Origin of the sequence: Providencia sp. PROV269 (assembly GCF_028477785.1) — a bacterium.
Taxonomy (GTDB): domain Bacteria; phylum Pseudomonadota; class Gammaproteobacteria; order Enterobacterales; family Enterobacteriaceae; genus Providencia; species Providencia rettgeri.
Map to the genome: position 1 here is coordinate 65,056 of NZ_JAMPLV010000001.1, position 20,150 is coordinate 85,205.

19 protein-coding genes are annotated in these 20,150 nt (G+C 39.4%); 13 read left to right on the plus strand and 6 right to left on the minus strand.

Annotation, left to right across the window (positions count from 1 at the left end; genetic code table 11):
* Window positions 1-160 precede the first annotated feature (160 nt).
* The 3 genes from PR683_RS00295 to PR683_RS00305 all read left to right on the plus strand — a co-directional run bounded on the left by PR683_RS00295 (window position 161) and on the right by PR683_RS00305 (window position 3,059).
* Window positions 161-736, plus strand: a complete 576-nt coding sequence (locus PR683_RS00295; protein WP_109910982.1) for a TIGR00730 family Rossman fold protein — start codon at window positions 161-163, stop codon at window positions 734-736.
* Between the two features lie 30 nt (window positions 737-766).
* Complete coding sequence (locus PR683_RS00300; protein WP_004909204.1) at window positions 767-1,225, plus strand: GNAT family N-acetyltransferase; 459 nt, start codon at window positions 767-769, stop codon at window positions 1,223-1,225.
* Window positions 1,226-1,460: 235 nt separating this feature from the next.
* Window positions 1,461-3,059 (plus strand): ABC-F family ATPase, encoded by a 1,599-nt coding sequence (locus PR683_RS00305; RefSeq protein ID WP_272581607.1) that lies wholly within the window; start codon window positions 1,461-1,463, stop codon window positions 3,057-3,059.
* A 69-nt stretch (window positions 3,060-3,128) separates the two neighbouring features.
* On the opposite strand, the gene PR683_RS00310 is transcribed toward PR683_RS00305, so the two are convergent.
* From PR683_RS00310 to moeA, 3 genes are all read right to left on the minus strand, one after another.
* On the minus strand, window positions 3,129-3,464 hold the full coding sequence (locus PR683_RS00310; RefSeq protein WP_004909208.1) for a zinc ribbon domain-containing protein YjdM: 336 nt from the start codon (window positions 3,462-3,464) through the stop codon (window positions 3,129-3,131).
* A gap of 209 nt (window positions 3,465-3,673) precedes the next feature.
* Complete coding sequence (gene moeB, locus PR683_RS00315) at window positions 3,674-4,426, minus strand: molybdopterin-synthase adenylyltransferase MoeB (RefSeq protein ID WP_181937022.1); 753 nt, start codon at window positions 4,424-4,426, stop codon at window positions 3,674-3,676.
* A gap of 5 nt (window positions 4,427-4,431) precedes the next feature.
* The gene (gene moeA, locus PR683_RS00320) at window positions 4,432-5,673 is read right to left on the minus strand and encodes a molybdopterin molybdotransferase MoeA (RefSeq protein WP_272581608.1); all 1,242 of its coding nucleotides are present in this window, start codon (window positions 5,671-5,673) and stop codon (window positions 4,432-4,434) included.
* A gap of 447 nt (window positions 5,674-6,120) precedes the next feature.
* Here moeA and folE point away from each other — a divergent pair, with 447 nt between their 5' ends.
* On the plus strand, window positions 6,121-6,780 hold the full coding sequence (folE, locus tag PR683_RS00325) for a GTP cyclohydrolase I FolE (protein ID WP_004256561.1): 660 nt from the start codon (window positions 6,121-6,123) through the stop codon (window positions 6,778-6,780).
* Between the two features lie 3 nt (window positions 6,781-6,783).
* A complete protein-coding gene (gene yeiB, locus PR683_RS00330) occupies window positions 6,784-7,929 on the plus strand; it encodes a DUF418 domain-containing protein YeiB (protein WP_272581609.1) in 1,146 nt (381 codons plus the stop codon).
* A gap of 20 nt (window positions 7,930-7,949) precedes the next feature.
* On the opposite strand, the gene sanA is transcribed toward yeiB, so the two are convergent.
* Window positions 7,950-8,654, minus strand: a complete 705-nt coding sequence (gene sanA, locus PR683_RS00335; protein ID WP_109910985.1) for an outer membrane permeability protein SanA — start codon at window positions 8,652-8,654, stop codon at window positions 7,950-7,952.
* Between the two features lie 368 nt (window positions 8,655-9,022).
* On the opposite strand from sanA, the gene PR683_RS00340 reads away from it, so the two are divergent.
* The 5 genes from PR683_RS00340 (at window position 9,023) to PR683_RS00360 (ending at window position 13,868) form a co-directional block, all read left to right on the plus strand.
* Window positions 9,023-9,718, plus strand: coding sequence for a sugar-binding protein (locus tag PR683_RS00340; protein ID WP_109910986.1), 696 nt, complete (start codon window positions 9,023-9,025; stop codon window positions 9,716-9,718).
* A gap of 168 nt (window positions 9,719-9,886) precedes the next feature.
* Window positions 9,887-10,807 carry an N-acetylmuramic acid 6-phosphate etherase gene (gene murQ, locus PR683_RS00345; RefSeq protein ID WP_109910987.1) on the plus strand — a complete coding sequence of 307 codons (921 nt, stop codon included), beginning with the start codon at window positions 9,887-9,889 and terminating at the stop codon, window positions 10,805-10,807.
* Window positions 10,808-10,863: 56 nt separating this feature from the next.
* Window positions 10,864-12,225, plus strand: coding sequence for a PTS transporter subunit EIIC (locus PR683_RS00350; protein ID WP_004909226.1), 1,362 nt, complete (start codon window positions 10,864-10,866; stop codon window positions 12,223-12,225).
* A gap of 15 nt (window positions 12,226-12,240) precedes the next feature.
* Window positions 12,241-13,086 carry a MurR/RpiR family transcriptional regulator gene (locus PR683_RS00355; RefSeq protein WP_004909230.1) on the plus strand — a complete coding sequence of 282 codons (846 nt, stop codon included), beginning with the start codon at window positions 12,241-12,243 and terminating at the stop codon, window positions 13,084-13,086.
* A complete protein-coding gene (locus tag PR683_RS00360; RefSeq protein WP_004909234.1) occupies window positions 13,086-13,868 on the plus strand; it encodes a sulfite exporter TauE/SafE family protein in 783 nt (260 codons plus the stop codon). Before PR683_RS00355 ends, PR683_RS00360 begins: the two co-directional genes overlap by 1 nt.
* Window positions 13,869-13,932: 64 nt before the next feature.
* Here the strand turns inward: PR683_RS00360 and PR683_RS00365 are convergent, their stop codons facing one another.
* Both PR683_RS00365 and PR683_RS00370 read right to left on the minus strand, forming a co-directional pair.
* Entirely contained in the window at window positions 13,933-14,814 is an 882-nt protein-coding gene (locus PR683_RS00365; RefSeq protein ID WP_110731802.1) for a rhomboid family intramembrane serine protease, read from the minus strand.
* A 282-nt stretch (window positions 14,815-15,096) separates the two neighbouring features.
* Complete coding sequence (locus PR683_RS00370; protein WP_109910989.1) at window positions 15,097-16,794, minus strand: NAD-dependent malic enzyme; 1,698 nt, start codon at window positions 16,792-16,794, stop codon at window positions 15,097-15,099.
* Window positions 16,795-17,219: 425 nt separating this feature from the next.
* Here PR683_RS00370 and PR683_RS00375 point away from each other — a divergent pair, with 425 nt between their 5' ends.
* The 3 genes from PR683_RS00375 to PR683_RS00385 are packed head-to-tail and all read left to right on the plus strand — an operon-like array spanning window position 17,220 to window position 19,995.
* Window positions 17,220-17,843: a hypothetical protein gene (locus tag PR683_RS00375; protein ID WP_004909242.1), complete on the plus strand. Its 624-nt coding sequence runs from the start codon at window positions 17,220-17,222 to the stop codon at window positions 17,841-17,843.
* 59 nt (window positions 17,844-17,902) lie between these two features.
* Window positions 17,903-18,601: a hypothetical protein gene (locus PR683_RS00380; protein WP_272581610.1), complete on the plus strand. Its 699-nt coding sequence runs from the start codon at window positions 17,903-17,905 to the stop codon at window positions 18,599-18,601.
* Window positions 18,602-18,609: 8 nt separating this feature from the next.
* Complete coding sequence (locus PR683_RS00385; RefSeq protein WP_109910991.1) at window positions 18,610-19,995, plus strand: serine protease; 1,386 nt, start codon at window positions 18,610-18,612, stop codon at window positions 19,993-19,995.
* Window positions 19,996-20,150 lie beyond the last annotated feature (155 nt).

Genomic DNA, 20,150 nt, shown 5'->3' on the forward strand with positions numbered 1-20,150 from the left:
TCTATTGGCTGTCAATATGTTGGTTTAGGTGAATTGTAGTGCTATAAACATGAATTAGTCTCATTTTATTATGACAGAGGGCGAAGCTTGAGCTTCTGCATTAGGCTCGTATAATTCAATTCTCTAAAAAGTCACAATAAAAATGGAAAATGAGGAACAGATGGGAAAGATTAAAAGTATTGCAGTGTATTGTGGTTCCAGTATGGGAAATAATGAGGTCTATCAGCAAAAAGCCATTGAATTTGCTAAAGAAATGGTTAAGCGTGATATTACATTAGTTTATGGCGGTGCTAGTGTGGGAATTATGGGGACAATTGCTGATACCGTTTTGTCATTAGGGGGAAAAGCGATTGGAGTTATCCCATCATTGCTAGAAGAACGCGAAATTTCTCATAAAAATTTAACCGAGCTATATAAAGTTGAAACGATGCATCAGCGTAAAAGTAAAATGATCGAACTTGCTGATGCCTTTGTCGCTTTACCTGGCGGTTATGGCACACTTGAAGAGTACGCAGAAGTATTTACTTGGAGCCAAATTGGTTTACATGCTAAGCCGTGTGCCTTGTTTAATATTAATAATTATTGGCAGCCATTGATTGATATGACAAATAAAATGGCAGATGAAGGTTTCCTGCATGAAAAATATCGTCATATGGCGATTGTGAATGATTCACCTGCTGAATTATTAGAAAGTTTTGAATCTTATATTGCCCCATCAATTAAAACCTACGACTAGCATCAATACTGAAATAACAGAGAGGAATGCATGATAAGGGAAGCTATCAAAAATGATGTGGACTCTATTCTTTCACTTTACCAAATTTTGTTTTCGGAGATGGCATTACTTGACCCTGAGCGCTTACAACCCGCTGAACAGGCTAAGGAATTTATTGAAAATGCAATTATTGACGATAAATTTTATGTGTTAGTTGCTGAATTCAACGGTGAGATTAAAGGGTTTTGTATTGCACAACAGCAAATCGCTGACCCTTATAGCTGCATTGTTCCTCGAAATTTTGGTTATATTTTTGACCTAGTGGTTGATCCTAATTTCCGTGGTGAAAAAGCAGGGCAAAAATTACTAACTGCGATGAAAGCGTGGGCGAAAAGTCGACAACTGAGCCACTTGGAGCTGTCAGTATTAGCGCAAAATCATAAAGCGATTAAGTTTTATGAACGAGAAGGGCTTACTGAAATCAGTCGTACTATGGGGATCACACTATAGTTTGGCAATATAATCGGTCTTTCCTTTCGTGTTAATCAATTTGCTGAAAACAGCACAAGATCTAAGCGGCGTAATATGGCATAATGCGCCGCTATTTATACCTGCCGTACTCTAATGACCATGCATGGAATGCATTTTACTGCTCAAATGATTATTTTGGGTTATTTTGCACGCCGTAGTCATGGGCCTCTAATCATCGCAGGCTATTTTACACCGTTTAATTTAAGGCATAGCAGTGTTAACAACGAACAATATCACTATGCAGTTTGGCAGTAAGCCACTGTTTGAAAACATTTCAGTTAAATTTGGCACAGGCAACCGTTATGGTTTGATCGGCGCAAATGGCGCGGGTAAATCCACATTTATGAAGATCTTAGGGGGAGATTTAACCCCTACAGCTGGAAATGTGAGCACGACTGATCCAAATGAGCGTATTGGTAAACTTCGCCAAGATCAGTTCGCATTTGAAGAATTTACCGTACTTGATACCGTGATTATGGGTCATAGCGAGCTGTGGGACGTCAAACAAGAGCGCGATAGAATCTACGCCTTACCTGAAATGAGCGAAGAAGACGGCTACCGCGTGGCTGATCTAGAGGTCGCTTATGGTGAAATGGACGGTTATAGCGCGGAAGCTCGTGCCGGTGAATTATTGTTGGGTGTAGGTATTCCTGTCGAACAACACTATGGGCCAATGAGTGAAGTTGCACCAGGCTGGAAACTGCGTGTGCTGTTGGCACAAGCCCTATTTTCTGACCCAGACATCTTATTACTCGATGAGCCGACGAATAACTTGGATATCGATACTATTCGTTGGTTAGAGCAAGTGCTGAACGATCGTAACTGCACGATGATCATTATTTCCCATGATAGGCACTTTTTGAATACCGTATGTACGCACATGGCTGACCTAGATTACGGTGAATTGCGTTTATTCACAGGTAACTATGATGAATATATGATTGCGGCAACCCAAGCGCGTGAGCGCCTATTATCGGATAACGCGAAGAAAAAAGCGCAAATTGCTGAGTTACAGTCTTTCGTTAGCCGCTTTAGCGCGAATGCCTCTAAGTCGAAACAAGCGACTTCTCGTGCACGTCAAATTGATAAAATTCAATTGGATGAGGTGAAAGCGTCTAGCCGTCAAAACCCATTCATTCGTTTTGAACAAGAGAAAAAATTGTTCCGAAATGCACTTGAATTAGAAGCAGTGACCAATGGTTATGATCAAGGGCCATTATTCAAAAACATCAATTTATTACTGGAAGTTGGCGAAAAAATGGCGGTTATTGGTGCTAATGGTATCGGTAAAACGACATTCTTAAAAACGTTGGTGGGCGAGCAGCATGCAACTAGCGGAATGGTTAAATGGTCAGAAAACAGTAACATTGGTTACTATGCCCAAGACCACGCAGAAGATTTTGAAACAGATTTAACCGTGTTTGACTGGATGAGTCAGTGGAAAAATGAAGGGGATGACGAGCAAGCGGTGCGCAGTATTTTAGGCCGTTTACTGTTTTCTCAAGATGACATTAAAAAGAAAGTTAAAGTGTTATCCGGTGGTGAACAAGGGCGTATGTTATTTGGCAAGTTAATGATGCAACAGCCAAATATTTTGATTATGGATGAACCAACCAACCACTTGGATATGGAATCCATCGAGTCATTAAACTTAGCCCTCGAATTATACAAAGGAACGTTAATTTTCGTTTCCCATGACCGTGAGTTTGTTAGCTCGTTAGCGAGCCGTATTTTAGAAATCAAAGAAGATAAAGTAATTGATTTCAAAGGTAGTTATGATGAATACCTGACAAGCCAAGGTGTAGTGCTTTAAATATCGTTTTGGATTAGAAACAAAAAGCCCTCAGTTTTGATTGAGGGCTTTTTAATGGGCGAAGTAAACTTAGTTTTTTTTCACAAACTCAGATTTCAATTTCATTTGACCGAAACCATCAATCTTACAGTCGATATTGTGGTCGCCCTCGACCAAACGGATACCTTTAACGCGGGTACCGATTTTTAGCATTGAAGAGCTGCCTTTGACTTTGAGATCTTTAATCACGGTGATGGTATCGCCATCAGCTAGCAGGTTGCCATTGGCATCTTTTACAATTAATTCATCAATATCAGCTACAGGCTCGGCATCATTCCATTCATGCGCGCACTCAGGGCAGATATACATATCGTTATCAGTATAGGTGTATTCAGACTGGCATTTCGGGCAAGGAGGGAATTGCATATTCATACTCTCAGTAACTTTATCAAAAGAATAAACAGTGGTGATATTTAAACCATCAAGCACCACAAAAGAGGGATAGTATAAGGTGAAAGGACAATTAAATTATTTTTTCGGATTATTCTTAATTTTAGTGTGATTGAAATAGGAAAAAGGCGAGAAAAGCCTCGCCTGAATGATGAAAAAAGTCAATTTGCTCGAAAATTTAGCCGTTACCCTTTAGCACAGACTTCACAATGCGGGTCTTTGCTAAGTCTAAATTGGCGGAAATCCATTGTCATTGCATCAAATAGCAATACTTTTCCTGAATTAACCTTCCCATAATTAGCTAATAATTTAATTGCTTCCATCGCCTCTAGCGTACCAATGGTCCCGACTAAAGGGGACATGACCCCAGCTTCAACGCAAGTTAAGTTATTGTCACCAAATAAACGGCTTAAACAGTGATAGCAAGGAGTACTTTCTTCATAAGTGAAAACAGATAATTGTCCTTCCATGCGGATAGCTGCACCTGAAACCAATGGTTTTTTATGCGGTAAACACAACCGGTTGAGCTGTTCACGAATGGCGACGTTATCAGTGCAATCTAAGATCACATCATGATGTGTGATTAATTCATCAAGTTGTGCATCATCTAGCTGTGCATTGACGGTATCAATTTGGATATGTGGGTTAATGGCTGCAAGCTGTGTTTTTGCAGAATCAACTTTTGGCATATCAATGGTCGCATCACGATGTAACACTTGCCGTTGTAAGTTAGATAATGACACGGTGTCGAAATCCACCAATGTCAGGTGACCAACACCTGCTGCGGCAAGGTATTGAGTTGCAGCGCAGCCTAAACCACCAAGGCCAATAACCAGCACTTTGCCAGCTTTAAGTTTTTCCTGCCCATCGAAATCAAACCCACGGAGGATAATTTGGCGGTTGTACCGCAACATTTCCGGATCGCTAAGCTCTTGCACTGTTATTATTCACTTTTTAATAAATAGTTAAACATTTCGACTTCAACCATTTCACCCGCTTCAACACGGCCACGTTCTCTTTCAAGGACAATAAAGCAGTTAGCTAAACTAAATGAACTAAACACGTGTGAGCCTTGGTGACCCGTCGTGGCGACTTGCAATTGTCCTTGTTCATTAGCGCTTAGAATTCCTCGTTGAAAATCTAAACGACCAGGGCTTTTCTTCAACGCGGTGGTAACCGGAACTTTGAAGCGTAGCGGGGCACGCCATTGGCTGTGTCCTGAAAGGCGTGCAATCAGTGGTTGAACCAATTGGTAGAAGGTGAGTGCGGCAGAAACAGGGTTCCCCGGTAGCCCACAAAACCAAGCGTCACTTAACTTACCAAATGCAAAGGGTTTTCCTGGTTTAATGGCTAACTTCCAAAAACCAATCGTGCCTAATTCATCCAAAATTTGTTTGGTATAGTCAGCTTCACCCACGGAAACGCCGCCACTACTGATGACCAAATCAGCGTGTTGGTTAGCTTCGATAAAGGTTTGTTTGAGTTTTTCTGGCGAGTCCGGTATCACACCTAGATCAAGTACTTCGCAGTTAAGTTTTTCAAGCATCAGGCGAACGGTGAAACGGTTAGTATCATAAATTTGCCCATCTGCTAAAGGAAGGCCAACGGCTTGTAGCTCATCGCCCGTTGAAAAAACGGCAACTTTAAGGCGACGATATACGGTGACATCTGCAATCCCCAGTGAAGCAATTAACGGCAGTTGGGCTGTTGTGAGTAACGTTCCTGCTGGGAACACTGCACTGCCTTGGGCAATATCTTCCCCTGCTTTACGAACGTTACTACCTTGTTTAATAGGTTGGGTAAATACAATGCCTTCGTCCGTTTGCTCTGTAGACTCTTGCATCACAACCGTATCCACACCTTGTGGGATTGGGGCGCCCGTCATAATACGCACGCAGCAACCTGCTTTTAATTCGCCTTCTATTGGGTTGCCGGCAAATGATTTACCTGCCACTGGCATTGGTGTTTTCCCATCCCAATCGGCAAAACGTAAGCCATAGCCATCCATAGCAGAATTATCAAATGGTGGGACATTGATAGGGGAAATCAGGTCTGTCGCAATGATGCGCTGTGCAGAGGAGGTCAGTGGAATGATTTCGGTATCTGTGACGGTTTTTGTTTGAGATAGTAATTTTTCCAATGCAACATCTAGAGAAATCAAATCGTTAGTATGACACTGATCCATAAATAATGACCCTCATTATTGTTATCTGCCTTGAGGCTTAAAATGTGTTCGTAATGCATATTATGGCAGAAATCCATTAGTGGGTGAATGAATAGAAATTGATTACAGATAGCTTTTAGTGAGATTTAGTCAATCAGCTGGTATTAGCACAGAGAAAATTATGCACAAAATAACAAAACTGTTGCTGCTATAATCATGTTAAATATTCTAGGCACTTTATATTTATCTTTTAAAATTAATGTATCAATAAAAAATGTGCTATTAATCACCGTATATAAGGTGTAAAACCTTTTAAAGAATAGATTGACAGGGTGAATGAATTGCATGAATAAATGCAAATATTTCACGGTAATTATCCATGTTGTACTGGATTATCTGTACCTGCTGTTTTAGAGTACCGCACACCTGCATTTTATAAAAATAGTTATACCATTTGTGGAGGATCACATGTCATCTCTGAGTAAAGAGGCCGAATTAGTTCATGCCGCACTGGAGGCAAGAGGCTTAGAAACGCCTTTGCGTATCCAGCCAAAATCAGGCGACGAACGCAAGAAACTGATTGAAGGGCACATGACAGAGATCATGACGCTGCTGAATTTGGATTTAACCGATGACAGTTTAGCTGATACCCCTCGTCGCATCGCAAAAATGTATGTTGATGAAATTTTTTCAGGGCTAGATTACGCGAACTTTCCAAAAATCACTCTGATTGAAAATAAAATGAAAGTGGATGAAATGGTCACCGTGCGTGATATTACGCTTACAAGCACCTGTGAACACCACTTTGTTACGATCGATGGAAAAGCAACGGTTGCCTATATTCCAAAAGATAAAGTTATTGGTTTATCGAAAATTAACCGGATTGTGCAATTTTTTTCACAACGCCCACAAGTGCAAGAGCGTTTAACACAGCAAATTTTGGTTGCTTTGCAAACATTACTGGGAACTACGAATGTGGCTGTTTGCATAGATGCAGTGCATTATTGCGTGAAAGCACGTGGTATTCGTGACGCAACAAGTGCAACAACAACAACGTCATTAGGCGGGTTGTTTAAATCAAGCCAAAACACACGGCAAGAATTTTTACGTGCAGTTCGTCATTTATAATTTATGACAACAACGACACCGTCAAGTCGTATTGACGCGCTTGACGCCGTCCGTGGTATAGCGATTTTAGGTATTCTTTTAATGAATATCTTTGCTTTTGCTTTACCACAAGCGGCGTATTTAAACCCTTATTACACCAATACAACACCCGAGTCAGAGGCTTACCTCTGGGGTGTTTTCAATGTCCTTTTTCAAGGTAAAGTTCTCGCTATTTTTTCCATCCTCTTTGGGGCAACTCTCGTGTTGTTGCAGCCTCGTTCTTTTCGTTGGAACCAGTGTCGTTTATTTGTTTTAGCTCTGTTCGGGGTGATTCATGGGGTTGGCTTTTGGGACGGTGATATTCTTTTGGCCTATGCATTAACGGGCTTGTTGGTAACCTATTTGCTTAATCAATATGATGATGGTTTTTTATTGAAAATAGCACTATCACTATATTTGATTGGGCTAGTCATCTTGCTCGTGTTGGGAAGTGGTGTAGATCCCTCAGGTTTTTGGCAAACCTCGGATAAGCAATTAGCATTTGAATATACTATACATACCTCTGGGGGAATGGATGGTGTGTATTATCGAGCATCAGAGATGCTCAAGATGGTTGAAATGCTGGTTATCCAATATGGCTGGCAATTATCTGCGTTGATGATTATTGGCGCGTTGTTAATGAAAAATGGTTGGTTACGAGGGCAATTCACCGCTCAACATTATCGCAAAATAGCCTGCATATTTATCTTGCCATCGTTATTGATTCAAATAGTTTCGCTATACATACAAAGCCAATTCAATTGGAGCTATTTTTCAACATCAATCATTGGTTATATTATTAATGAGCTAGTTATTCCATTTCAATCTTTAGGATATATAGCTCTGGTGTATGGCTTTTGGGGGATAGTGGTAAACAACAAAATAATCCATGGGCTGCAATATGTGGGTCGTATGGCGTTGAGTAATTATATTTTGCAAACGCTAATTTGTACCACACTGTTTTACCACTTAGGCTATTTTGGGCAATTTACACGGGTTGAATTACTTGTTTTGGTTCCCGTTATTTGGGGAGCAAATTTATTGTTTTCTTATTATTGGTTAATGTTTTTTAGCCAGGGGCCTCTTGAATGGTGTTGGCGCAAATTGACGGGAAAGTTAATAAGTAGATGAAGGTTCATCTACTTATAGGTCTAATTCAATTTATTGACTTCATCCGGTGAAACAGCCGGATAGCCTTTAATTCCTGCAGGCATTTTAATGGGAGCAGGGATGGATTCTTGCTCACCTAAAAATTTAGGTTCGCGTTTTAAAATATATAAATCCGCCAGAGCACCTAGCCGTGCAAATACTTCACGTACTCTTACTTTATACATTCCAGATGGTGTCGGAACCGCTAAACACTGCGCATCAATACCTTTATGTTTGGCGATAAAAACCGCTCGTTCACAATGAAAACGCTGGGTAATAATGGTAAAGTTATCGGTATCAAACACTTTTTTAGTACGTACCACCGAGTCTAATGTCCTAAAACCTGCAAAATCGAGCACAATTTTAGAGGCTGGAACCCCTTCTTTTATTAAATCTTTACGCATGTTGATTGGCTCATTGTAATTATGTGCGCCATTATCACCACTAAGAAGTAAATACTTAACTTTTCCACTGTGGTATGCCTCAGCTGCGCCTTTAATACGATAGGTATAGTAGAGGTTATTAACGCCAGAGGAATAATATTTGGATGTGCCAAGTACCATCCCGACATCGCGCGCAGGCAATTTTTCTACATCTTCATAGATATAGGGGGCGGTATCCCAGCTTATCCAGCGATCAAGCAACAATATGGTCGTAAATGCGATCCCTGCAAGAATAATAAGACCAAAAAACAGACGTTTCCTCATGTCCTAGCCTTGATAATAAAGAGTCATAATTTAGAAATTGTTAGCCTCAATAGGCCAGTATCTCTAGGCTACTTGACTTAAATTAGTGACGCAAGTCGCGTAACGTAAAATCATGTCAATGTCTACATTACAATCGGGGTTAACTAATATTAAGCCTATTAATTGAATCAAAATTAATCAGACATTGGATGAAAAAGATAAATCACATTCTCATCAAAGAGTGAGCAGCTTCACATCATGATAGTTTTTATAGAATGAAGCTATATATTATGAAATTTTAATTCTATATTTTGAATTGATTGTGAAATATTGTTTCTTTAATGGTTTTTTGTGAATAACAGATTTTTAATCAGGAAGGTGAGGAAAGTATGAAACTAACGACATTATTAGCCACAAGTGCTGTACTTGTTACAGCAAGTGTGGCGGCGAAAGAATACCAAATCAATCATACCGATCAGTTAAAATCACTCAATGATGCGACAAAAAGTACGGAAGTCTGGGAAAAAGCAGAAGTATTAACCGATTTTACTTACCCATGGGAAAAGGAAGCGGCTCCTAAAACAGATTTTCGTGCCCTGTGGAGTGATGACACATTATATTTCCGATTTATTGCAGATGATAAAGATATTCAGCTAGGTGATAACTCAGATAAAGACCAGGCGGTGTTAGATTCTGACCGAGTTGAACTCTTTTTCGCGACTAGTCCTGAATTAAAACCGTATTACACGGCGGAAATGGACCCGAAAGGGCGTACTTTCGATGCAAAAGCTAATTATTATCGTGAAGTTGACCCAAGTTGGAACTGGGAAACATTACAAACGGTGGGTGAAATAACGCCAAATGGTTATGTATTAACAGGAAAAATTGATTTAGATGAATTTACTAAACTCGATTTATGGCAAGATGCGGACAAACAGACACTAATGTGTGCCATTTTGCGCGGAGAGTTTAGTGCAGGTGAGCCAAAGCAAGTGCGTAAATGGATTAGCTGGATCAAACCTGATTCCGTTAAACCTGATTTTCACATCCCATCAGCCTTCGGAACCTGCAAGTTCGTAAAATAGCGCTATCGCCGGTGGCTTTCGTCACCGGTAGCTTTTCAATACAAACGTAATATTGTGAGAAAGATCATAACCTGCAATTAAGTTGGATGAAATCGCAGTGATTTAAATTGAAATAAAAATTCATTTAATGTATTTTTTAATGAAATTAAATTTCATGAGGGCGTTTGAATGTCTCTAGCCGAAAATACTCTGAGTGACTGTCTACACAATGAATTCAATCAGGAAACGCAACAGTTTTCACGTTTGGATACACTCTCTATGGTGAACGTTATTAACCAAGCAGATAGTACGGTTGCAGGTGCTATTCAGGCCGTTCTACCTGCGATTGCCCAAGTGGTTGATGCTGTTGCTGAGTGCTTAAAGCAAGGTGGACGCTTGTTTTACATTGGGGCGGGTACCAGTGGCAGGCTAGCTGTATTAGACAGTGCAGAATGCCCACCAACATTTGGTACTTCGCCTGAAATGGTACAGTCGATTATTGCGGGTGGCCAAGATGCAATGTTAAAAGCGGTTGAAAATATTGAGGATTCAGCGGAATCAGCGATTGATGAGCTTAAAAAGCGCCAGCTTTGCGCAAAAGATGTCGTGGTGGGGATTGCTGCCAGTGGACGTACACCATTTACTTTAGCAGGTATTGAATACGCCAATGAAATCGGTGCGTTAACGGTGGCTATTACCACGCGAGGCTGGGGATTAGTCAGTGATGTCGCAAAATTAGCTATTGCACCCGATGTTGGCCCTGAAGTGTTATCGGGTTCAACTCGCATGAAAAGCGGTACTGCACAAAAAATGATTTTAGGCATGCTAAGTACCTGTGTAATGGGGCGATTAGGTCGTATTCATACTAATTTAATGGTTGATGTCGTTGCTAGTAATATCAAATTACTGCGCCGCGCAGAACGGATTGTTAGTGAAGTCTGCGGTATTGATGAACACACCGCGGCAGGGTTATTGGCACAAGTGGATTATCATCCACGACGCGCAATTTTAATGCATGAGCTACAGATTAATGCACAGCAAGCAACGGATATTGTTCAACAGCATCCAAACACCACCTTGGACAGCATGTTAGCAATCACCGTTAAGTAATGGGATAGCGTGATGAAGAGCGGGTTTACTGGCTCAGTCAACATCAGGGGAATCATATGGCTAATAAGATAGAACATCTGGAAGTACTCGCCAGAGAAATAGAAAAATATGCGGGCGGCTTTGAGAACGTGGCAACATTAACTCACTGTATGACGCGTATCCGTTTAGTTTTAAAAGATAACAGTAAATTCGATGCTGAAGCTTTGAAACAAATTGAGGGTGTAAAAGGCGTTATTTTCAATGGTGAGCAACAACAAGTGATTGTTGGAATGGGAACCGCAGCGAAAGTCTTTTCGGTGATGAACAAACGCATGCAAGGTAGTACCTCTGCAACAACGGAAAGTGCAGCACCAGCAGAGAAAAAAGCATTTTCCATACGACGTATGCTAAATACGTTGGCCGCCATTTTTGTTCCAACCATTCCTGCACTGATTGGTTGTGGTTTGATTATGGGGTTGATCAATATTGTGCGTTTAGTGGCACCAGGCGTTGTTGAACAATTCCCTGAATTATTTAAGTTATTAAAATTGATTGGTAGTGCAGTCTTTGTTTATCTTTCAATTATGATTGGGGTGAATACTGCGAAAGAGCTTGGTGCATCTACCTCAATTGGTGCGGTCATGGCTGGATTACTTTCAATGCCAGGTTTAGCGGATATCACCTTATTTGGCTCGAAGTTAGTCCCGGGTAGTGGGGGAATTTTTGCAGTGCTTATGGTGGTCGTTTTCTCTTCTAAATTTGAAGTGTGGTTTAGAAGTATCATTAAAGAAAGCTTAGACCTCATCGTGACGCCATTTGTGACCATTTTAGTCTCAGCGATGGTGGCAATTGTAGTGTTCCAACCTGCAGGGCATTACTTAAATCAAATTTTAGCGCAAGGTGTTTCTGTCGCTTTATTAAATAGTGGCGGTGGTGCCGTGGCGACTGGCGGTATCTTGGGGGGAAGCTTCTTATTTTTATTACTAACGGGTTTACATCAAGGTTTGATCCCAATTCACGCTGAAATTTTACAAACTTTTGGTCTGAATTACTTGTTCCCAATTTTAGCTATGGGGGGAATGGGGCAAGTGGGTTCGTGTTTCTGGGTTTATTTAAAAACCAAAAACCAACGCTTGAAGAAAACCTTAGTCGGTGCGTTACCTGTGGGTATTTTTGGTGTCGGTGAACCACTTTTATTTGGTGTGTCATTACCATTAGGTAAACCATTCATTGCAGGTTGCATTGGTGGAGCTGCGGGCGGGGCATTAATGGCGTTCTTCCATGTCGGGATCATCATTCCTTTTGGAACAGCAGGGTTATCATTAATTCCATTAGTGGGTGATGGCCAAATATTGGATTTCTTAATTGCTGTTGCAGGTGCATGGATTGTCGGGTTCATTGCCAGTATGATAATAGGCTTCACTGATCCAGAAAAATAATTAGAAGGAAAAGCCATGTCGACACTGACGGTAAAACTGGAAAGCTTGCAGACACGCGGTAAAGGCACAGAACAACGTATTGCCACCTTTTTGCTGGATAACCGCGAAAGTCTTATCGCGATGAATGCAGCGGAGTTGGCGCAGGCGGCTGGGGTAAGTAGTGCATCTGTTATCCGCTTTTCACGTCAAATGGGGTACCGTGGCTATCCTGAATTTAAAGTCGATTATTTGTCGGATGAGAAACAACACAAAGCCGAAAGCCTATACGGTAATCTGAGTCGCCACGATGATACTTCTCAGATTATCGCTAAAACGGGGCACATGTTTATTTCGGCTATTGAAAAATCACTGGATCTGCTTGAACCACCAGTTGTGGATACGATTGCGCAAAAAATGTACCAGGCCAAACGTATTGTGCTGTTTGGTGTCGGGTCTTCAGCTATTGTTGCCAGTGATATTTTCCATAAATTAATTCGCATTAATAAACATGCACTGTTTAGTTATGATTTGCATGTTCAGCTAAGTTACTCGGCAAATTTGGGGCCAGAAGACCTTGCTATTGCGGTAACGGCACGCGGAAATACTCAAGAAATCAATAGCATGCTTCGTTCTGCAAAAGAAACCGGATGCCCGACAGTCGCACTGACGCGTTTTGGCCAAGATGAAGCGATGAAGTTAGCGGACTTCGCCTTGCCTTATTTTTATGATGAGCAACACTCCCAATTAGGCATCATCACCCCCCAAGTGTTACAGATGATTACTTTCGATACATTATTTTTTAAATACCTCACGTTAGCAGATAGTGATGCAAATGAAGCATTACAAAAAGGGCGACGAGCACTGATACAAGGCAAGAGTTAATGATTGTAACGGAGTTAGCGATAGGTGCACTGATTGGGCTGATTATTAGCACAACGGGTGTCGGTGGTGGTGTGATTGTATTACCGATACTGACCTATTTTTTTGGGCTAAATGCATTAGCGGCAGTAGCCACTGCCAATTTTCTTTCGATGTTAATGAAGGTTTCTTCTTCTTATATGCATTTTCGACTAGGCAATATTCCCTTTAAAGGGGCAATGATTGTGTTAGCGATTATGTTACCGAGCACCTTTCTCTCTAGTTTGTTTGTGACATGGCTGGGGGGGTTACCGGGGTATGAAAAACAAGTTGAGTGGGGGATTAATCTCTTAGTGGCTGCTGCCATTATTTTTTCGCTCTATTTATTTATTCAGCGAATGTTTTTTGTTTCGATCATCAAACAAGAAACGGCGAAAGGGGACCAGCTAAAATCCATGGCTGTGCCAGCTATCTTGGCGGGTGTTGTACTTGGTGCAACGGGTGTTGGTGGTGGGGTGGTTGTTCTCCCTATGTTATTGCGCTATATGCAACTAAATATTAAGCAAGCAATTGGCACATCGATTTTTGTAACAACCGTGTTATCCGGTTCCTCTGCTTTAGCTTATGCGCAAGATGGCTATACGGATTTAAAATTGGCGCTGATATTGTGTGCAGGGGCATTGATTGTGATGCCACTGGCTAAATATTTACTGATCCGTTTATCTGAACGCACCTTTCAATACATTACATTGTTATTAATTACCTGTAGTGCAGTAATGATGACAATGAATTTATTCACCTTCTAGGGTCATGAGTCCTATTATTGATGTTGTTAATAATAGGACTGACTCTTCACTAAAAACGGTGCGTTTATCGCTGATTAAGCTCTTTTGTCATTTCTTGGTAAATAAATTGGCGCTCATAGTTTAGGTCTTCGTCTTGTAAGGAAGAAAACTGGCTGAGTGTAATAGTGAGTAAGGCGGCGGCTATAAGTACAATTAAGCCACTAGACAGCAGTTTTGCTCGAGCTGTTGCATGGGGGGCAAGTACAAAAGCGCCACTGATAACCGCACCGAGTATTGCGCCACCAATATGAGCTGCATTATCAATACCTGACTGTAATCCATTGATGAGCGTTAACGCAATCATCCCAATAATATTATATAGCGGGCGTTTTAATTGGTTGCGTTCTTCAAGAGAAAGGTTGGGGTGATTAATTCTTTTTAATAAATCAATGACAGAAGCCGCAGCTAACCCCATAATGGCACCAGATGCACCAATGCCAACAGTAATATACACTGTGTTATCAGGTAAATATAAACTGTTCCATGCATTCATTGATGCTCGGCTTGCTGCTTCCTTAATGGCTTCGCTATATTGCCAATAAGCACTAAAAAATGCGGCACCAATACCTGAAAATAGGTATATCGCGAGCATCCTAAATTTTCCATAGGTGCGTTCGCATTCAATCCCAATAACAAACAAGGCCAATGTATTTAAAGCAAGGTGCATACCACCTGAGTGCAATACCATACTGACTGGATAACGCCACCAATCCCCAGTTAATGAAAGTTGGTAAACATTGGCACCAAATAACAATAAGTTATTTTCTTGGGAATCGAGTGGGGCGGCATAATTGAGCTGGTAAAAATAAACAACAATATTCAGCACTGCAATAAAAAGCGTTAGGGCTATTGCCCATAGGGAAAACTTAGGTTTCTGTGGAATAGCAGTATTGAGGTCGCCAGTCATGTAAATGTCCTATTAATCAGTCATGGCCGTTATCTTAAATAAGTGATTTGTTTAGCGCAATTTATCATTATCTGAGAATGCAGATATCATTTTGTAGGGGTCATAAAAAACAAAAAAAGAGCTCTAAAGAGCAGCAAGTCTGATAGGTTTTGAAAATAAATTAGGAAAATCAATTTATTGATTTTCGGCTGATAACACAAAGCGGGAAAAACCACGCTTTTATCCCGCTTTGTCAACAACCTCAGGAGCTCTAAGAGCTCCTTTCAACGTCATTATGACAAATTAAAACGAAGTTCGTTTATAGGTACGGTACTCAGGCTTCCAGAAATTGCGTTCAATAGCTTCATCAAGCGCGCTATCCGAAGTGACCGTTGCCACACCTTGAACTTGTGCTTCTTTTGCCACTTGTTTAGCAATAATGCGTGAAACATCTTGGATATCAGACAGTAAAGGCAATAGCGCACCTTCGCCATTTTTGGCTAGTGGCGAACAGCTGGCGAGAGCACGGCTGGCAGCCATTAACATGCCATCAGTGACACGTTTAGCACCAGAGGCAATCACACCAAGACCAATACCCGGGAAGATATAGGAGTTGTTACATTGTGCAATTGGGAACACTTGGTCTTTGTAAGACACTGGGTTAAATGGACTTCCTGTTGCGACTAAGGCCTTGCCATCAGTCCAATTGATAATGTCTTCAGGGCGAGCTTCAACACGTGATGTTGGGTTAGATAACGGCATCACAATAGGGCGTTCACAGTGCTTATGCATCTCTTTAATGATTTCTTCTGTGAATAACCCAGCTTGGCCAGACACACCAATCAATATGGTTGGTTTGGCATTGCGTACGACATCTAACAGTGAAATTGAGTCACTGTTAACATCCCAGTCGGTTAAATTTCCACTGCTTTGGGTTAATTTGGCTTGGAAATCGAGTAAATTAGGCAGTTTATCGGTTAATAAACCAAAACGATCAACCATATAAATGCGCGAACGCGCTTCTTCGTCGCTTAACCCTTCAGATTTCATTTGAGCGATAATTTGTTCTGCGATACCGCAACCCGCTGAGCCTGCACCTAAGAAAGTCACGCGTTGGTCACTTAGCTTACTGCCTGCGGCATGGCTGGCGGCAATTAAACTACCTAATGCAACTGACGCGGTGCCTTGAATATCATCATTGAAACAGCATAGCTCATCACGGTAACGGGTTAATAAAGGCATCGCATTTTTCTGAGCGAAATCTTCAAATTGTAATAATACATTTGGCCAGCGGCGTTTAACTGCCTGAACAAATTCATCAAGGAACTCGTTGTATTCATCACCCGTAATACGTGGGTGACGCCATCCCATATACAGAGGGTCATTCAGACGCTGTGGGTTGTTGGTTCCTACGTCAATAACAATAGGTAAGGTATAAGCAGGGCTGATACCCCCGCACGCGGTATAGAGAGAGAGTTTCCCAATTGGGATGCCCATACCACCGATACCTTGGTCACCAAGGCCTAAAATACGTTCGCCATCAGTAACAACAATCACTTTCACATTTTGTTTGGTGGCGTTTTGTAGCATGTCGTCGATGTATTCACGATTTGGATAAGAAATAAATAAACCACGTGCACGACGATAAATGTCAGAGAAATGCTCACAAGCTTCACCCACGGTTGGGGTATAGATAATAGGCATTACTTCAGTGAGGTGAGCATCTATAAGGCGATAAAATAAGGTTTCGTTGGTGTCTTGAATATTTCGCAGATAAATGTGTTTATCAATATCTGATTTAAAATCAATTAATTGGCGGTAGGCACGTTCAACTTGTTCTTCGATGGTTTCTACTTGTTCAGGAAGTAAACCATGCAAGTTAAAATTTGCACGCTCTTCTTCGGTGAAGGCGCTTCCTTTATTCAGCAAAGGGAATTCAAGCAAAATTGGGCCAGCGTAGGGTATATAGAGAGGGCGTTTTGTTTCGTACTCATGTTCCATGAAATATCACTCTTCGGACGATTAATCAACAAAGTCAGGGTAGATCCTAAGCTAAACAGCAAATATGTACAGTAAATAATGATAAAAAAGCGTTAAAAAATTTACTGAAAAATATTGTGCATATGATAAGGAGTTTATGCGCGGAAGGGAATGAAAGCCGATAACGGCATACGCATTACGGTAGGTAGATCACGCTTAGGCAAATAATGAATGTCTCATCGTTATTTTTACGTTTTCAAACGTTAGTTTAGCTTTTCTGCGGGTTCAATTTTTTCATGTTTTTTCTTATTTTTAGTCAGTTACAGAGAGAAAAAACGGATTCACTGAAAGTTAAATTATATTTTTAAATATCATATATTGCTGCAAGTTTTAAATTTATATAAGTTGAATTTTATTTTATATTTCATTTTTCACTAAGGAGTTTTATGAATTTAATTAATGGGGTGTTAAGAAATAAGCGTATTTATATATTACTTATTATGGCATTTCTAGGAGGAATGAATCATTCAAGAGCAGACTATAACCCAATCGAAACACTAAGGAATATTGACAGCTATTTCTATGAAAACAAATATGGCTCATCAATTTTTGGTCGAGTTATAACAGATTATTTTTATTTGGTGATGAAAGAAAAAAACAAAACAATTAATAACACATTGATAGACAAAATAAATTATGACCATGCATTAGAAATGCTTCAAGTATTGAAGCGAAAAGCGAAGAAACAGAGTACAGGTGAAAAAGTCTCTCATGATATGACTTATAAAGAAGCAGATGAAATACACTATCTGGTCATGTTACGTAATAAAATACCCGAAGAAGCTTGGGTTTTAGGTGTGGTATTTTCTGTATTAGATGAAAAAGAAAAAGAATTTTATTGGCAAAAAATTATGGCAGCTTCCGGAGACCGTGGCCATGAATTATCGGTAATATACAGCTTGATGAAAGTGATGTTAGAAAAGGAAAAGAAGGCCACTAAAAAACAGAAAATAATTATTAATAAATGGTATGAACGTATGAGTAAAACATTAGCTTCTGCTAAATCATAGTTTTCATTTAAATAAGTTTGAAAACTAAATGTTATATAAGTATTAAGGTGTCAATTATTATGAAATTATATTTTTGTTTAATTCTACCGTTATTATTATTTTCCTGCATTGTAAATGGCGAGAACCGCCCCGGCTTTGTCTGTGGGCAGTTTAATAAGAATATTATAGAAGTTCCTAGCGAGTATGTTTTTCCATTTGCTGAATATGAAGGGTATAGCTATTTTGACCCAAGGTTTATTGAAAATAAAAAAGGGTGTGAGGCTAATTTTAGAGTGCTGCCAATGCGAATGTCTTGGTCTGATTTGAAACCATCTAATGAGGTAAGTAATGATGTTAAAATTATAGAAGTTTATGCTGAACCATTAAAAGGAAACCCTGAAAAATATTTGAGTTATAGAAAACACGTGTATTTAGATATGGGGTACCTCAAAAGAAAGGGGGAGTTATATTATGATGAAGAGTTGGATCTTTATTTTACTGAAGTGACTGTAACAATACGAAGAAGTATTGGTCATAAAGATGATATGTATTTTAATAAAAAAGGATATTATTGGAAGGAAATTAATAATGAAGTAATTTTTTTAATTGAGTGTGAATGGTTACCAATTGATGAGAAGTATCATAAGTGTTTTCAATATTTTTTGATTCCAGAAATAGGAACTAAGGTTAAATTTTATTTTGATGCTAAAGAATTATCTAATAGCAATATAATGAGGGAAAAAATGCGCATTTTTTTACTCGACCATGTTAAAAATTAGGAGATAATATGAGAACTCAAGAAATTAGAAAGGGTGATTTAAAGTTAACTCGTAGTGATGTTTCTAATGCAATTAAAATTTTATACGTAACCAAAGAACCAAAGTTGATGTATGAATATTTGGAAAGTAAAGGAGACCGATATGCTAAATTAGCTAATAGTGTGGTTAAAGGTGATTCTCTTTCAGGTGCTTTTGCGCTTAATTATTTAGATGAAGCTATTTTAGAGCATATTGGAGTGCAAGATGAGTTTATAATTGAGCGTATTCGCTATGATATGGCAATAGCTTATGTTCAAACCCTAAAAAATAGATTTGAAGATGGAAAGGATGTAATCTATGGTGATATAAATCACATAGAGGCTAAATTATTTCATAGTAGTGTATTTTCTTATTATAATCTTCCTTCTGATGCATGGACTTTAGAACCTGTATTTTTTGTGTTACCTAGAGAACAAAGAGAGAGTTATTGGCAGAGAGCTTTAAATTCTGTAGGTGATATAGAAAGTGAAATATTATTAAGTATAAATACTAAAGATATAATGTTTAGAGCATTATATGAAGCTCCAGCGCATATGCAGCCTAAAATACATAGTTGGACTAAACGAGTTCTGGATATTGATAATGTAGTAGATGGCGTGGTGGTTACAGCCAAGAAATCTTATCAAAATATTATATCTCATATAGAAGAAGATAATATGGATAGAATAAATACAATTATTTATAATACAGGAAACCCTTTAATTGATAGAGGAACAGAGCGTTTTTCATTTTGGGATTATCCTTCACAACATTTAGAATCATTTCAAGTACAAACAGATTGGCGTGGCCAAACGGAATTTACACATAAAAATCTATTGTCTGAATATTATTTAGAAAGACCTGACTATATATTACCAGAAACAGGCTTATTTGATTCACCATCAGTTAATTATCAACCAGATGTTGCTCATTATGATCGTATGATTGATGATTTAAGGGGAAATATGCCATCAATAAACAACAAGTCAACACCTCCAATTAAGTATCCACACAATATGGTAGATAAATCGATATTGGAAAGCACTTATCCAAAATCCGAACCGAATAGACAATTAGCACCTCGTACAACAAACCTACTTGATAGGTTTAAGGATAATGAAACACCAACAAATTATTATCTAGAACGCCCGAGTGTTGTTCTTCCGGGAACGCCAGGATTTAAAGACTTCCCTACAGATACCATAAGAAATAACCATCATTTTGAAAATATGATTGGCCAGTTAAGAGACAATATGTCATCAATGAACAATTCAATGGACTCATTTGAAGATAAATACTCAATACCCTCAATGCCAAGTATACCTGAATTTAGTTATAGTGGTTATTCTTCTGGAGGATCTTTTAGTTTTAATTAATATTTAAAAAGTCTACTTATAATAAAATAAATTATTTTAGTTATTAGTAAACGAATGGTGATTACTGATGTTTCTTTTTATGTGGGCAATGTGTTTTTTACATAATTTATTTTTAAGATTATTGGTTTCTAACTTTATGAATCACAAGGATGTAT

Coding starts and splice junctions, on each gene's coding strand:
- PR683_RS00370 (WP_109910989.1), bottom strand. CDS start 16,794: ATGGAACATGAGTACGAAACAAAACGCCCTCTCTATATACCCTACGCT.
- PR683_RS00360 (WP_004909234.1), top strand. CDS start 13,086: ATGATTGTAACGGAGTTAGCGATAGGTGCACTGATTGGGCTGATTATT.
- PR683_RS00355 (WP_004909230.1), top strand. CDS start 12,241: ATGTCGACACTGACGGTAAAACTGGAAAGCTTGCAGACACGCGGTAAA.
- PR683_RS00385 (WP_109910991.1), top strand. CDS start 18,610: ATGAGAACTCAAGAAATTAGAAAGGGTGATTTAAAGTTAACTCGTAGT.
- moeA (WP_272581608.1), bottom strand. CDS start 5,673: ATGGATCAGTGTCATACTAACGATTTGATTTCTCTAGATGTTGCATTG.
- PR683_RS00365 (WP_110731802.1), bottom strand. CDS start 14,814: ATGACTGGCGACCTCAATACTGCTATTCCACAGAAACCTAAGTTTTCC.
- PR683_RS00350 (WP_004909226.1), top strand. CDS start 10,864: ATGGCTAATAAGATAGAACATCTGGAAGTACTCGCCAGAGAAATAGAA.
- murQ (WP_109910987.1), top strand. CDS start 9,887: ATGTCTCTAGCCGAAAATACTCTGAGTGACTGTCTACACAATGAATTC.
- PR683_RS00380 (WP_272581610.1), top strand. CDS start 17,903: ATGAAATTATATTTTTGTTTAATTCTACCGTTATTATTATTTTCCTGC.
- sanA (WP_109910985.1), bottom strand. CDS start 8,654: ATGAGGAAACGTCTGTTTTTTGGTCTTATTATTCTTGCAGGGATCGCA.
- folE (WP_004256561.1), top strand. CDS start 6,121: ATGTCATCTCTGAGTAAAGAGGCCGAATTAGTTCATGCCGCACTGGAG.
- PR683_RS00375 (WP_004909242.1), top strand. CDS start 17,220: ATGAATTTAATTAATGGGGTGTTAAGAAATAAGCGTATTTATATATTA.
- PR683_RS00310 (WP_004909208.1), bottom strand. CDS start 3,464: ATGCAATTCCCTCCTTGCCCGAAATGCCAGTCTGAATACACCTATACT.
- PR683_RS00295 (WP_109910982.1), top strand. CDS start 161: ATGGGAAAGATTAAAAGTATTGCAGTGTATTGTGGTTCCAGTATGGGA.
- PR683_RS00340 (WP_109910986.1), top strand. CDS start 9,023: ATGAAACTAACGACATTATTAGCCACAAGTGCTGTACTTGTTACAGCA.
- yeiB (WP_272581609.1), top strand. CDS start 6,784: ATGACAACAACGACACCGTCAAGTCGTATTGACGCGCTTGACGCCGTC.
- PR683_RS00300 (WP_004909204.1), top strand. CDS start 767: ATGATAAGGGAAGCTATCAAAAATGATGTGGACTCTATTCTTTCACTT.